Origin of the sequence: Gemmata palustris, from assembly GCF_017939745.1 — a bacterium.
GTDB classification, from domain to species: domain Bacteria; phylum Planctomycetota; class Planctomycetia; order Gemmatales; family Gemmataceae; genus Gemmata; species Gemmata palustris.
Window position 1 is genome coordinate 6003430 of record NZ_JAGKQQ010000001.1, and the last position, 14087, is coordinate 6017516.

The window sequence follows — 14087 nt, forward strand, 5'->3', positions numbered from 1 at the left end:
TGAGATTAAATCTCAACAACTTGCTACGAGATTGCTCCGCACCCGCAGCTACGCTCCACACGAGCAAGCCACGTTCGCAACGCATCTCCTGGTCCGATAACCGATCCCCTACCGGAGAGTGTTGCCATGCGCCGAACATCGGCCCCGCCCCGTCGCGCCTTTACACTGATCGAACTGCTCGTCGTGATCGCCATTATTGCGATCCTCATTGGACTAATCCTGCCCGCGGTCCAGAAGGTCCGCGACGCCGCGGCGCGGATGAAGTGTCAGAACAACCTGAAGCAACTCGGTGTCGCGCTCCACAACTTCCACGACCAACAGGGCGCGCTGCCCCACTTCCGCAAGTTCAGCCCGGCCCCGGCCACGGCCGGCGGGTGCCCGGCCGGGCGGAACCCGTTCATGCTTTTGCTGCCGTACATCGAGCAGCCGAACTACGAGACCAACACGGAGATCCGCACGAAATCGATCGCGATGTACCTCTGCCCGTCCGACACGCCCCCGGCCGGGGCCGCGGCGACGTACCTGTCGTATGGCATCAATTCGGGTTCGATTAACTACGGGTGGGCCTGGAACTGTGCCGGGACCGACCCGGCCGCGTACTACTGCGTGTACTACCCGAAGGACAGGCTGTATTTTGACGGGATCTTCGATTTCTCGGCGTCGTGCGGCTACCGCAGTGGCGGTCAGGTAATCAGTCTGTCGAGTATCACAGACGGCACGTCAAACACCCTAGCGTTTGGCGAAAAGTGGGGCATCGTTCGCGACGAGACTACGGGCGCGCCCACCGCGCACATTTACCCGCCCACGTGGACCGACACCTACGCGACGTTGGCGACCCTGGCGGGCAACAAGCTGAACACACACGTTACCAACGGCACCGGGGTGTTCTGGGGGAGCTACTTCCACGCCTTCCGCTCCGGGCACACCGGCGGGTGCAATTTCACGCTCGCGGACGGGTCGGTGCGGTTCATCACAGATCGGATTAACGCCGATGCCTCCCCCGGGCACCAGTACCCGGCCGGGACCGCGGCCCCGAGTCGGGGGCCGGTGAACGTCAATGCGTCCGGGGCGACGTTCCGCGCGCTGGCCACACGCGACGGCGGGGAGGTGGTCAGTGGAAACTACTAACCCTTGGTCGTTGGGGCGGCGAAGTGCGGTCGGGGCGATCCTGATCGCGGGCGCCTTCTCTGCTTGGTGGACGGTGAACAACGTTATGGGAGAAACGCAACCACCGGCAGCGCCCCCCGAGAAGTTCATGGAAACTTTCAAGTCGGCCGACGAGATCGACCGCGCGAACTGGGATCGCATGTGGAAAGATGCGGGTAAGAAGCCGCCGCCGCGGTAGAGAGTTTGGAGAGCCGCGGATAACGCAGATCACGCGGATCAGAACCATGAATAGGGATTAGAAAACAGAGATCAGACGTGTGCTGGTTTTAAGCCCCGGTAGGGGCTACAAAACAACACGTCCGTCTTTTGATCTTTATTCGTGGTTTTGATCCGCGTGATCTGCGTTATCCGCGGCTCTGCTTCCTGTTCTCTATCCTCAGTCCACTTTCCTCAAATCGTCCGCGGATTCCTCCGCGATCTTCTTGTACATTTCCAGCGCCTTCTTGAACGTCTTCTCGGCTTCGGCGCGTTCGCTTTCCTTGATCCCGGGTCCGCGAACGAGCCACAACTGTTCGATCACGCCGACGCACCACTTCGCGCTCGCTTTGCTGGCACGGATCGGCTTGCCGGCTACGATCACGTTCACCGGGTTCGTGTGCATTTGCGGGAAGTGCCGGATCGCCACCCACGAGCTTTTGTCGATGCTCACATCGAAGCTCACGTCGTGCGTTTTGTCGTCGGCCGGGATGTCCTTCGACTGCACCACTTTTCCGTTCACCACGAGTTCGAGCTTCCGCGACGGCCCGGTGGGGGCTTGCGCACCGGGCGCGGTGCCGAGCGAGACGTCCTTCGCGAACGCGACCTTCGCGGCCACCTTCACCGTGCCGGCCGCGTCGAGTTTCACGTCGCCGAACCCGGCCGAGGTGCCGTTCACCGCGAATTCGAGGGCGTGGGCGTAGCCATCGGAGACGTAAGAGCGCCCCTGCGCGATGCCCTTGCACCACGCGCCGTAGTCGACCATGTCCGTCTTCTTGCCGAGCTGCACGTACACGCGGCCCTGCCCGACGCGGCTCCCGGAAATGCACGGGAAGTCGGTTTCGCCGCTCGCCTTCAGCGGGAACCCGCAGTTCATGATGTGGTACCAGCAGTTCCATTCCGGCGTGCGTGCGGTGTCCATCGCGGAGATGAAATCGCACACACCCATCGCGGTGGTGACGCAGATTTCCTGCGCGCCGATGCCGTTCATTTCCGGGACATTCAGGTTCGGTAGCGTATTGGCCGTTTTCTCAGTGCTCTTGAGCAATTCGGCCGCACTGAGAGCGCCGTCGCTGTTCGTGTCGATGGTGGCAAACGGCTCCGGGAGCGGCAGTTTGCCGGCCCTCGCCTCGTCGGGGCTGACAGACCCGTCCTTGTTGGTGTCGAGCGCGTCAAGCAGCCGCTTCGCGGCCTCCTTCGGGTTCACGCCCAGGCCGTTCGCGGAATGCGCGTACCCGGTCACAGCGCCCTGGTCCTTTGCCCACTTCATCAGCGGAGTCGTCCACGTCGGCCAGCCCTTGAGTTTGGTGCCGTCGGAACCGGGGTACGTTTGGTCGCGCAGGTTCAGCAAGCAGACGTGGCCGAGCGCTTGCGAGCCGAAGCCGCTCACTTCGACGTCGTATTTGAGGATGGTGAACGGCTCACTCTTTTGCCACGGCTTCGCCTCGAAGAACTTGCGCTGGTAGTCGTAACACGGTCCCCAGGTCAGGCAGCAGCCGACGTTCAGCCCCTCACCTTTGACGTGCAGGAACATGTCTTCGGGGAGCACGCCCTCGGTGGGGTTCGTGTAGTGGGCGCAGCCGGCCGCGTGGATGTGGTGATCGCCACTGAAAAACCCGAAATCGGCCGGGTTGATCCACCGTTCGAGCTTCGCGGCGAACGTGAGCCCTTTACCGTCGAACGGAACGGTCAGCTCTTGCGTCTTCAGTGCGTATTCCGGCCCGCGCCCGTACTGCACGAGGAACTTGCCCGGCGGGAGCAAGATCGTTCCGCCGTCGTGCCGGTAAACTTGCCGCTGGAAGAAGAGGTCCGGGGCGAGGCGCTTGGCCTGGGGCGGGTAGATGTGGCCGCTCGCGTCCGTGATGAGGAACCGCCCGGTCGTGGGTTTGCCGTCGAAGTCCGTCACTTTCACCTTCACCGCGACCGCCGGTTTCACCTCGAACAGCACCGGCGTTTCCCCACGGAACCCGAGATCCTGGTTGCCCTGCCCGATGTCGAACCCGATGGTCGCTTCGCGCCGGCCGCTCTCCGACGAGTAGAGGAGCACGATCGCGTACTCGACCTTGAGCCCGCTGAGCGTGTCGGTCATCGGCGGGGCGCTGAATATCTCGGCGCCGAGAAACCGCTCGACGATTTTCGGGTCGTCTTTCGAGTTTTTGGCGTTCTGGCCCGGGCCGCTGTACACCGGTCCGGCCTGGGCGCTCATGACGCGCAACTGTTTCTTCACGGTGCTGTCGTTCATGACTTTCACGAGCACCGGCGTCCACCCGGCCTGCTGAAGTATGGTGTCCCCCGGCCCCTTCGCGACCTTGAGGCGCGCTTCCGGGTTGATCGTGACCGCGAACAGCACCCGCTTGTCGAGAACCTCCTGGACCTTCTTCGCGTCCTTGTCTTCGATGGCTTTCGCCAGTTGCTTGCCGGCTTCTTCGGGGAGCGGGGTGCCGAGGAAGTCGAGGGCCTTCACGAGCCGCTCCGCGTTCGCCGCGAGCGGTTGCCCCTCGACGTCGGGGATCACGGGAACGTCCGCGGCGCGTGCGGCGCTCGCGAGAGCGATTATCGCGCCGAGCGCGAGGAAGAGGCGGGGCATGGGGAGCTCCTTCAGGGTGGGACCGGCGCCCATGACACCGCGCCGGCCGGGCGATGTCCACGGTTTTCCGCACCGGGTGCGGGCGCGCACCACAACTAAATTCTGTCGGGCCTGCTATAATCGACCTACCATTCCCGCACCGAGGCTTTGGGCAGAAGTGAAATGAAGATCGCGAGATACCCGCACCCGGCGCTCCGTGTGAAAGCGCGGCCCGTTACCGCCATCGACGCGGACGTGCAGAAGGCCGCCGCCGAGATGCTGGAACTGATGTACAGAAGCGAGGGGCTGGGCCTCGCCGCGCCGCAAGTCACGCTCGATTACCAGATGATCGTGATGAACTTTGCGGGCGAAGCGGACCGCCCCGACCAAGAAGTGGTCGCCATCAATCCGGTGATCCTGGAAGCTAAAGGCGGCACGGTGAACGACCGCGAGGGGTGTTTGAGTTTCCCGGGGCTGTACCAGAACGTGCGCCGGGCGAAGACCGTACACGTGGCGGCGTACAACCTGAAGGGCGAGAAGTTCGAGATGGTGTGCCACGACCTCGCGGCGCGCGTGTGGCAGCACGAGATCGACCACCTTCAGGGTACGCTGTTCATCGACAAAATGGGCTCGCTCGGGCTCTCGCGCAGCCAGCGCGACCTGGAGAAGTTCGTTTCGGACTTCGAGAAGGACAAGAAGAAGGGCGACCTACCGCCGGACCTGGAACCAAAGATGTAACGGTGAACCCCGCCCACAAGGGCGGTGGGCTCTGTCGAGTGTGAATCACCCGCCCACAAGGGCGGGGGCGCGCGGAGTGCTGCATGCGAATAGTGATGATGGGAACGGGGACGTTCGCGGAGCCGACGTTCGAGGCGCTGATCGCGGCGTTCGGTGGTGACGTCGTGGGGTTGGTGACGCAGCCCGAGCGCGACGCCGGCAACAAGCGCGGGAGCACGCGCCAGACCGGTAAGGGCATGGCGAATATTGCGCGCGCTGCGAACATTCCCGTGGCGCAGCCCGAGAGCATCAACACGCCCGAGGGCTTGGAACTGCTCCGCGGAACGCAACCCGACCTGCTCGTCGTCGCGGCATACGGTCAGATTCTCTCACGCGATGTGCTGACTGTACCCACGCGCGGCACGATCAACGTTCACGCCTCACTACTGCCGAAGTACCGCGGCGCGGCGCCGGTCGCGTATGCGATTCTCAGCGGCGAGCCGCAAACCGGAGTGACCATTATCAAAGTGACGCCCGGCCTCGACTCCGGCGACATGATCCTTCAGGAATCGCTCGACATCCTCCCGACCGACACCACGGGCAGCCTCGAAGCGCGACTTTCGATACTCGGCGCACAAATGGCCGTCGAAGCCACGCACAAATACGCGGCCGGTGGGCCGGTGGAAGGCGTGAAGCAAGACCCGGCACTGGTGACGAAGGCCCCGAAGATCAAGAAGGAGTTCGGGTTGATCGACTGGACGAAGCCCGCGGCCGGCATCGAGCGCCACGTCCGCGCGATGCAGCCGTGGCCAACGGCGTACACGTTCTTGCACCGGCCCGGCAAGGAACCGATGCGGGTGATCGTCATCGCGGCAAACGAATTTCCTGTACGTTACGCCCCGGAAGCACCCGCCGGCCGATCGTTCGTGGATGCGAAGTTCCCACAATCCCTCTTCGTCGTTGGAGGGGAAGTGAATTCCGCAGAGCGCTCAGTGTTGGAAGTTCACGAACTTCAGCCGGCGGGAAAGAAGAAGATGACAGCAGAGGAATTCTTGCGCGGGTACCCTATCGTTGAGGGCATGCGGTTCGGCCCGGAAGTGCTGGTATGACGATTACCGCCCGGCAAGTCGCGGCCGACGTGCTGAACCGCTCGCGCTCGCGCGACGGGTTCGCGGCCGAACTCATCGACGACGCACTCAGCAAAGTGAGCCTTACGGCCCAGGACCGCCGCTTCGTCACGCAACTGGTGTTCGGTGTCACCCGGCGCGCGGGCACGCTCGACGCGATTCTGAAACCGTTCATCCACCTCCCGTTCCACGCGGTCCAGCCGCGCGTGTGGGACTTGCTGCGCCTCGGGGCGTTTCAACTCACGTTCCTCACGCACGTCCCCAAGCACGCGGCCGTGAACGAAACGGTCGAACTCGCCCCCTACGTCGGGGCGCTGAAGGCCAAGGGTTTCGTCAACGGCGTGCTGCGTCGCGTGTCAGAACTGGTGACGGAAGACTTCACGGACAAGCCGGGCGCGGACGCGGTGGCGTTCGCGTGGGAACCTCCCCCCCCGTCCCCCTTCCCTTCAGGGGAGGGGGAGGAACAAAGACAACCTACACCCCCGTCCCCCCTCCCTGAAGGGAAGGGGGAGCAGGCGCGCGCGACCGCTATGCTGGAGACGGTATCCGACAGTTCGTTCTCCCTCTTCCCTAGCAGGAGGGGGTTGCAGGGGGAACCCGCGGGGGGTTCTCCCTCACCAGAAGTGAGGGGGGACGGGGGGGTAGGTTCTTCGAGTGCAGTCACCGGTGGGAAAGGTTCTTACCGCCGGCTCGCGCGCCCCGTTCTTCCCGATCCCGTCGCCGATCCCACGGGGTACTTCGCTGCGGCGTTCTCGTTCCCGCAGTGGCTCGCGAACCGGTGGGTCGAGCGTTACGGCCCGGCCGAATGCACGCGGCTCGGTTTCTGGTTCAACGCGCCACCGCCACTGTGGATTCGTGTGAACAAGCAGAACGCGAGCCGCGAATCGTACCGCGCTCAGCTCGCCGGGCAGATGATCGAAGCGGAGCCGGGGGCGCACCCACAATCGCTCCGGTTCGCCGAACACCATTCGATCCGCGATCTCCCCGGTTACGCCGCCGGCGATTTCGCGGTGCAGGATCACTCGTCGATGCTGGTCGCGTCCGCGCTCGGGGTGGAGCCCGGGATGCGCGTTCTCGATGCGTGCGCTGCGCCCGGCGGCAAGACGACGCACCTCACGGAGTTGATGGACAATCGGGGACACGTCACCGCATGCGACATTGAGGCGAAGCGCCTCGAAACCGTGACCACGCTGTGCCAACGGCTCCAGATGAAGGACGTGGAAACGGTTCTACTCAACGAAGACGGCGAACTGCCCCCGGGACCGTTCGATGCGGCGCTGGTCGATGTCCCGTGTAGCAACACGGGCGTGCTCGGCAGAAGGCCGGAAGTGCGGTGGCGGCTGAAGCCGAACGAGTTCGAGCACCTCATTCGCTTGCAAACGCGGCTGCTCATTCTCGCGGCCGAGCGCGTCAAACCGGGCGGCGCGGTGGTGTATTCCACCTGCAGCATCGAGCCGGACGAAAACGAGGGCGTCGTGAAAGCCGTGTGCCGCGGAATGCGGAGCCTGTCGCTCGAAGCGGAGCACTCGTCGGCGCCGGGGCGCCCGTCCGATGGCGGGTACTGGGCGCGGCTCCGCAAAGCAAAATAAGCACCTATCAACGGGCGCGCAGTTGGCCTTGACTCGCGCCGCTCTCACCCGTTCTACTCTCGGTTCGGATTTTCGCGCTCCAAACCGGGACACGTTTATGGCCACGGACACGGCCCCGCTCCCGACCGCCCACAGTGGTGCCTTCGCCGGCCCCGCGCCGGCGGACGGTCGAACCGCCCCCCACCCCACCGACCCGACGCGGCACCTGTGGCAGTTACCCGTGCTCCTGCTCGGCATCGGTGTGTTCGTGTCCGCGTGGCAGGGGTGGTTGCCGGTCGGCCGGAACGATCCGGCATCGGCATTTACCCGAGATATTGCTGCGCTCAAGGCCAGTTACGAAAAACTGACGCCGGACGCGACCGATCTGAAGTCGCAGTTGAACAACGTTGCTAAGAGCGTGGAAACGTTCCCCGAGCACGCCCCACAAGCGAGGTTCCACCTCGGTAGCGGGTACGTGCGGCTCGCGGAGATCACCCCCTCGGCGGACGAAGCCCGCGGGTACTGGACGCTCGCGCAACAGCACTTCGCGCTGGTCACCGCCGAACAGCTCCGCGACTCGAACGACCGACCGAAACTCGACTTCCGCTCGGCGAAAGTGCGCGCCGCCATCGGGCTCCCGGAGGCGCCCAACGCCGACCTCGTCGCACTGCTGATCCAGGTCCTATCGGCCCCGCCGCCGGGTGAAGAGGGGGGCGAAACGCGGCGCCTGATAGCGGATCTCGCGCTGCGCAAAAGCCCGATGGACTTCGCTCTCGCAAAAGCGTCGCTCACGCAGTACCTCGTGAGCGCCGGAACCTCGACCCCGCCGGCGGCACTGGCCCGCGCGCGGCTCCGGCTCGGCGCCATCTTCCTGGAACTGCACGAGTACGAGCCGGCGCGCAAGTGGCTCGCGCAAGTCGGCGGGGACGCCCCCTCCGAGGTGCTCGCGCCCGCGAAAGCGGGCCTGGCCCGGGCGCTCATGGCCGACGGCGATTTCCTCGGCGCGGCAAAGGAACTGGAAGCCCTCCGCACCATCCAGGGCGTACCCGCCCTGTACCGCACCGGCGCGGCCTACGACCTCGCGGTCTGCAAGCTGCGCGCGAACGACCGGGACTCCGCGACCAAGTATTTTGAGGAAGCCATCCGGGGAACGGGGGCCGAAGCCGCCGCCGCCGCGGTCCAGCTCGCGGACCTGCACCTCCACTCCCCGGACGCCGCGCGCCACAAGCTCGCGGTCGAGCTGCTCGCGGACGCGGTGAAGGGCGTGAAGTCCGCCGCCGAGTACAAGAGCGAACTCGTGCCCGTGACGGACGTGCAAGCCGCGTTCGAGTTGGCCGTCACGACGCTCCTCGCGGACGGCGCGTTCGAGCCGGCGCTCAAGGCCGCGGAGACGTATGCCGCGGTCGCACCGGTCCCGCGCGAGCGCGAGCGGCGCGCCGACGTGCTGGCCGCGTGGGGCGCCGCGCTCAAGAAGACCAACGGGAGCGCGAAGCCGAAACTCAAGGCCGCGGCCGACGAGTTCGCCGCGCTCGCCGAGTTCCAGCCCAAGACCGACGGCAAACTCGAAATGTTCCGCCGGGCGGCCGCACTGTACCGGCAAGCGGACGAACCCGCGCTCGCCGCGACGCGCTTAAAAGAAGCGGCGAAACTGCCGGGTATTCCGGAACCGGCCCTCGGCCCGCTGCTGACGGACCTGGCCAACGCGATGCTCGCGGCCAAGCAAACCGACGAAGTGTGGAAGGTCTTCCGGGAGATCCTGGCCACTCCCGGCGCGGCCTCGACCGCGACCCGGTACCGGATCGCCCGGGAGTTCGTGGACACGCGGCACCCGGGACTGGTTCCCATCGGGCGCGCGCTGTTCGAGCAGATCGCCAAGCAACAAAACATCGAACCGAACGAGCGCGAGTTCCACGAGCGCGCGCTGACCGAGTTGGCAAACGACCTGATCCAACAGAAGAATTTCGTCGACGCGGAGGCCCGGCTCCGCGCGCAACTCGCGCTCTACAAGGACGGCCCGGAGTCGCAGCTCGCCAAACTCTTACTCGGCGTGTGCCTCCTCCAACGCGCGGCAACACTCGGCCCAGCGGAGGCGCTGAAGCTGCGAACCGAAGCCGTGACCAAGTTCAAGGAGATCGTTGCGGACTGTGACAAGGCCGCTCAATCCCGCGGCGGCAAACTCACCGAGCGCGAGGCGTGGTTGCGGCTCCAGGCCTCGCTGCGCGTGCTCCAGTGCTACCAGCAGATGTCGGATAAGGAACAGGCGCGGAACCTGCTCTTTGAGGGCGCGACACTCCGGGACCGGTACAAGGGAACGATCGAGGAACTCATCATCCTCAGCCTGATGTACAAGGCTTACGAGAAGCTGGAAGACGCGCCCCGGGCGCGCGCCACCCGCGAACAGATGAGGGACGTGTTCGAGAAGCTCCCCGCAACCGCGTTCACGCACCAAACCGGCGAGTACAGCCGCGAATACTGGGTGAAATTCTGGTTCGCCACGGAACCGAAGTAACTGCTGCCGGCGCGCCCGGGCTCGGAAAATGCCCGGGGCCGGGGCGCGCCGGTTCACTTCTGCTTGCGTGTTTCACCCGGTTCGGGTAATCCCCCCTCCACGAATCTTTCTTGCCGCCCGGTGCGCGAGTTGTGCGGACCCACAATTCGCCCCGCGGGAGGAGCGCGCGAATGCCGCTGTTGGAAGTCGAGGGGCTGGTCAAGTATTACGGCAACCGGGCCGTTGTGAACGGCGTGTCGTTCTCCGTGGACGCGGGCGAGGTGGTCGGGCTGCTCGGCCCCAACGGGGCCGGGAAGACGACCAGTTTCCGCATGGCGACCGGGCAGATCCAGCCGAACGACGGCAAGGTGACGTTCAACGACGAGGACGTGACCTCGCTCGCGATGTACCAGCGCGCGCGCCGGGGAATGGGCTACCTGTCGCAGGAACCGAGCGTGTTCCGCAAGCTCTCGGTCGAGGGCAACCTGCTCGCGATCCTCGAAGCGCTCCCGCGGAGCCGCAAGTTGGGGCGCCGACTGAGCCGCGCCGAGCGGTGGGAGCGCACCAACGAGGCGCTGACCCGGTTCAAATTGGACCCGGTGCGCAAGACCACCGCGGGCCGGTGCTCGGGCGGCGAAAAGCGCCGACTGGAGATCGCCCGCTGCCTCGTGTGCGAACCGATGCTCATCCTGCTCGACGAGCCGTTCGCCGCGGTCGACCCGATCACCACCGAGGACATCCGGCGGAACATCCGCGAACTGGCCGATTCGGGCATCGGCATCCTCATCACCGACCACAACGTGCGCGAGGTGTTCCGCACCGCGGACCGCGTGTACCTCATCACGGCCGGCAAGGTGGTCACCCGCGGTACGCCGATGGAATTGGTCAACGACCCGGTCGCGATCGATGCGTACCTCGGGCGCAGTTTCGAGGAGGACGGCTTCACGCGCCACTTCGACGCCCGCGCCACGAAGAAGAAATCGGAATCGTCCACGTCGACGCTCGCGGCCCCGCCCGTCGTTCGCTACTCGCCGCCCGCGAGCCGGCCGGTCGCGCCCGTTGAAGCGCCCGCACCGTCCGCGGCGCCGACCACGACTCTCACGGCCCCGTCGGTGTTCCCGGCGGCCCCGCCCTCGCCGTTCTCTGCTCCCATGACCACCACAACGCCGCCGCCGGTGGGTCAGGCCCTCGGTGGACCGATGGCCGCGGTTTTGGAGCTCGAAAAGATCCGCCGAGCGGTCGAAGGTCTGGCCGACGATCGCACCCTGAAAGCCTCAATGGTGGAACTCGTTGCCCGCGGGGCCGCGGCAATCCCGGCGCTGCTCGAAGCGATGGAGCGCCGCGACGCGGTTCTGCGCAATCGCGCGTTTGAAGTGTTGAAGTTCGTTGCGAAGGACTCCGGCGCGCTCGATTACGATCCGAACGCCACAACCGAATCTCGCCTCCGTCAAGTAGCCCATCTCCGGGCCAAACTCGAGCGGCGTCGGTAACCTGTAGCGATCGCAAAAAACAGCTAGCATTTGCTAACGTTTTCGGAGTACCCGGATGTTAGCAAATTATCGCAATTGCAATCACAATATCACCTTACATAAACGGCCCACCGCCCACCTGCTATCAACTCAACGTTCCCTCTGGATTCGCGCGTCGGTGCCAGTGTTTCGTCGAATTCCACACCAGATACTATCTCGATAAATTAGTGTTCGCAATGTCATATCTGCGGAATCTCTGATGTCACATTGCTGAGTAGCCGACGGTCGGCCCGATCCTCTCAAGATCGCTTCCATCACGATCCGTGCGTCGGCCCGAGATTGACGGGGCCGCTCCCGCACAATGCGCCTCCCCCGGAGGGGCGGGCGAGCGATACACTAAGAGGAAGACACCCTCTCCCTTCCGCTGGAGTAAACGACATGGCCGGTCCTGCACTGCCGATGGACGATCGCGACGGCGTCATCTGGTACAACGGTGATCTCGTCCCGTGGCGCGAGGCCAAGGCCCACGTCCTCGTCCACAGCCTCCACTACGGCAACAGCGTGTTCGAGGGCGAGCGCATCTACAACGGCAAGGTGTTCAAACTCACCGAGCACTCGCAGCGGCTCGTCAAATCCGCCAAGATGCTGGCCTACGACCTGCCCTACACCGTCGCGGAACTCGACAAGGCGACCAAGATCGTCGTCAGCGAGAACAAGCTCGATTCCGGCTACGTGCGCCCGCTCGCGTGGCGCGGGGCCGAGGTCATCGGCGTGTCCGCCATTGGCACGAACGTCCACGTCATGATCGCGGCGTTCCCGTGGGGGGCGTACTACGGTCAAAAGGCGATCAAACTGATGACGAGCCGGTGGAAGCGCCCCAGCCCCGAGAGCTCGCCCGCCGGGAGCAAGGCCGCGGGCCTGTACATCATTTGCACGCTCGCGAAGGACGAGGCGCTCGCGGCCGGGGTGCAGGACGCCCTCATGCACGACTACAAGGGGCGGCTCTCCGAAGCCACCGGCGCGAACCTGTTCCTCGTGATTAACGGCGAACTGCACACGCCCACGACAGAAACGATCCTGAACGGCATCACGCGCCTGACCGTGATGGACCTCGCCCGCAAGCGCGGGATCAAGGTGGTCGAGCGCGAAATTTGGCCCAACGAACTCGCGCACGCGAGCGAAGTCTTCCTCACCGGTACCGCGGTCGAGGTGCAGCCGGTGTCGGCCATCGACAAACAGGAGTTCGAGGTGGGGCCGGTCACGCAGCAGTTGGTCGCGGACTACTCCGCGCTCGTTCGGAGCTGACCGGTTTCGGTGTCGCGTGGCGCGACCACAAGTGAGAGCGTGGTGTTACGAGCCGCGACCGCGAGGGAGCGGGAGGCACCCGAGGTTCACGGCGATTCGGTCACACCGAGTGACTCTGCCCCGCTCCCTTGCGGTCGCGGCTCGTAACACCGCCGCGACGCCCCGAAGTTGGAACCGTGATCCGGAACAACCGATGGTGAACCCCGCTCACAAGAGCGGTGGGGCGCTTCAAGTCATTAGCGCCCTGTGAAAACCAATCACCTCGCTCACAAGTTCAATTTAGGGCTGCCGGACCGAACCTCAGTCGGTAGCAAGAGGAGCAACCAACACGAAGTACGGAAGCTCGGGCAAATGGTCGGTGCGCGAATGTGCGGACCGCTGAAGGATCGCGGATTGGTCCTCTGCCCACCCGCCCCCCTCGCGGGCGAGGTTCACCGGGAGCTGCTATGCTTTCAGCCGTCACCATCTCGCTCGTGCCGGAAGCCCGCGGCGGGCCGTTCGTGTACTGGGACTCGCTCGCCGACGGGTGCCGCGAGGCCGCCGCGCGCGGGTTCGACGCGGTCGAAGTGTTCCCGCCGAGCGCGGACGCGATCGATCCCCGCGAACTTCGCACCCTACTCGATGACCACGGGCTTTCGCTCGCCGCGGTGGGTACGGGCGCCGGGTGGGTGAAGCACAAGCTCTCGCTGACGAGTCCGGACAGCGCGGTGCGCGAAAAGGCACTCGCGTTCGTGCGCTCGATCATGGACCTCGCGGCGCCGTTCGAGGCCCCCGCGATCATCGGTTCGATGCAGGGGCGGTGGGGCGACGGCGTCACGAAGCCGGAAGCGCTCCGGCACCTCGGGCACGCGCTCTTTAAACTGGACACGCACGCCGCGGATCTCGGCACGACGCTCCTTTACGAGCCCCTGAACCGCTACGAAACGAACCTCATCAACACGCTCGGCGACGCCGCCACGCTGCTCACCGGCATCGGCGCGGAGAACGTCAAGATTCTCGCCGACCTGTACCACATGAACATCGAGGAAGCGAACCTCGCGGACGCGATCCGAAACGCGGGCGCGCGCATCGGGCACGTCCATTTCGCGGACTCGAACCGCCGGGCGGCGGGTCTGGGCCACACGGACTTCCTGCCCGTGATCTCGGCGCTGGTCGAGATCGGCTTCGCCGGGTACCTGTCGGCCGAAGTGCTGCCGCTCCCGGATTCGGACACTGCGGCGCGCCAAACCATCGCCACCTTCCGCCAAATCGTGGGTTAGTGGGCTCCGCCCCCCGCGTTGAGTGGTTCGCAAATTCTTGCCGCCTCTCAACGCACGGTCGAAAAGTCCCTACCCAGTTTCCATCTCTCGCCAATCACCGCCCCCCCGTCCCAGATTCACGCGCGCTGGCACTGTGAAACTTGAGCCAAAACGCTTGACTGCTTCGGGAAGCGGAGTTATAGCCACCCCGCTTTCTCAAACACTCTCTACGCGGGGCAAGACGCCC

Annotated in this window: 9 protein-coding genes; 8 read left to right on the top strand and 1 reads right to left on the bottom strand. The window is 65.1% G+C overall.

All coding sequences use genetic code 11. The annotated features are described in order from the left end of the window. Positions 1-126 precede the first annotated feature (126 nt). Entirely contained in the window at positions 127-1128 is a 1002-nt protein-coding gene (locus J8F10_RS24975; protein WP_210658570.1) for a DUF1559 domain-containing protein, read from the top strand. A 415-nt stretch (positions 1129-1543) separates the two neighbouring features. Here the strand turns inward: J8F10_RS24975 and J8F10_RS24980 are convergent, their stop codons facing one another. Next, complete coding sequence (locus J8F10_RS24980) at positions 1544-3949, bottom strand: CehA/McbA family metallohydrolase (protein ID WP_210658572.1); 2406 nt, start codon at positions 3947-3949, stop codon at positions 1544-1546. Between the two features lie 162 nt (positions 3950-4111). Here J8F10_RS24980 and def point away from each other — a divergent pair, with 162 nt between their 5' ends. The 7 genes from def to J8F10_RS25015 all read left to right on the top strand — a co-directional run bounded on the left by def (position 4112) and on the right by J8F10_RS25015 (position 13861). After that, entirely contained in the window at positions 4112-4666 is a 555-nt protein-coding gene (gene def / locus J8F10_RS24985; RefSeq protein ID WP_210658573.1) for a peptide deformylase, read from the top strand. Between the two features lie 83 nt (positions 4667-4749). Beyond that, positions 4750-5754 carry a methionyl-tRNA formyltransferase gene (gene fmt, locus J8F10_RS24990; RefSeq protein ID WP_210658574.1) on the top strand — a complete coding sequence of 335 codons (1005 nt, stop codon included), beginning with the start codon at positions 4750-4752 and terminating at the stop codon, positions 5752-5754. Next, on the top strand, positions 5751-7361 hold the full coding sequence (locus J8F10_RS24995) for a transcription antitermination factor NusB (RefSeq protein ID WP_210658576.1): 1611 nt from the start codon (positions 5751-5753) through the stop codon (positions 7359-7361). Before fmt ends, J8F10_RS24995 begins: the two co-directional genes overlap by 4 nt. A 97-nt stretch (positions 7362-7458) precedes the next feature. Next, positions 7459-9849, top strand: a complete 2391-nt coding sequence (locus J8F10_RS25000; protein WP_210658577.1) for a hypothetical protein — start codon at positions 7459-7461, stop codon at positions 9847-9849. A gap of 170 nt (positions 9850-10019) precedes the next feature. Next, positions 10020-11318 (top strand): LPS export ABC transporter ATP-binding protein, encoded by a 1299-nt coding sequence (gene lptB, locus J8F10_RS25005; protein ID WP_210658579.1) that lies wholly within the window; start codon positions 10020-10022, stop codon positions 11316-11318. A gap of 417 nt (positions 11319-11735) precedes the next feature. Then, entirely contained in the window at positions 11736-12602 is an 867-nt protein-coding gene (locus tag J8F10_RS25010) for a branched-chain amino acid aminotransferase (RefSeq protein WP_210658581.1), read from the top strand. Between the two features lie 446 nt (positions 12603-13048). Then, entirely contained in the window at positions 13049-13861 is an 813-nt protein-coding gene (locus J8F10_RS25015; RefSeq protein ID WP_210658583.1) for a sugar phosphate isomerase/epimerase family protein, read from the top strand. The last annotated feature ends 226 nt before the right edge of the window (positions 13862-14087 follow it).

Bases quoted from the DNA above. Each gene is read 5' to 3' on its own strand.
- fmt (WP_210658574.1), top strand. From the start codon at position 4,750: ATGCGAATAGTGATGATGGGAACGGGGACGTTCGCGGAGCCGACGTTC.
- def (WP_210658573.1), top strand. From the start codon at position 4,112: ATGAAGATCGCGAGATACCCGCACCCGGCGCTCCGTGTGAAAGCGCGG.
- J8F10_RS24980 (WP_210658572.1), bottom strand. From the start codon at position 3,949: ATGCCCCGCCTCTTCCTCGCGCTCGGCGCGATAATCGCTCTCGCGAGC.
- J8F10_RS24975 (WP_210658570.1), top strand. From the start codon at position 127: ATGCGCCGAACATCGGCCCCGCCCCGTCGCGCCTTTACACTGATCGAA.
- J8F10_RS25000 (WP_210658577.1), top strand. From the start codon at position 7,459: ATGGCCACGGACACGGCCCCGCTCCCGACCGCCCACAGTGGTGCCTTC.
- J8F10_RS25010 (WP_210658581.1), top strand. From the start codon at position 11,736: ATGGCCGGTCCTGCACTGCCGATGGACGATCGCGACGGCGTCATCTGG.
- J8F10_RS25015 (WP_210658583.1), top strand. From the start codon at position 13,049: ATGCTTTCAGCCGTCACCATCTCGCTCGTGCCGGAAGCCCGCGGCGGG.
- lptB (WP_210658579.1), top strand. From the start codon at position 10,020: ATGCCGCTGTTGGAAGTCGAGGGGCTGGTCAAGTATTACGGCAACCGG.
- J8F10_RS24995 (WP_210658576.1), top strand. From the start codon at position 5,751: ATGACGATTACCGCCCGGCAAGTCGCGGCCGACGTGCTGAACCGCTCG.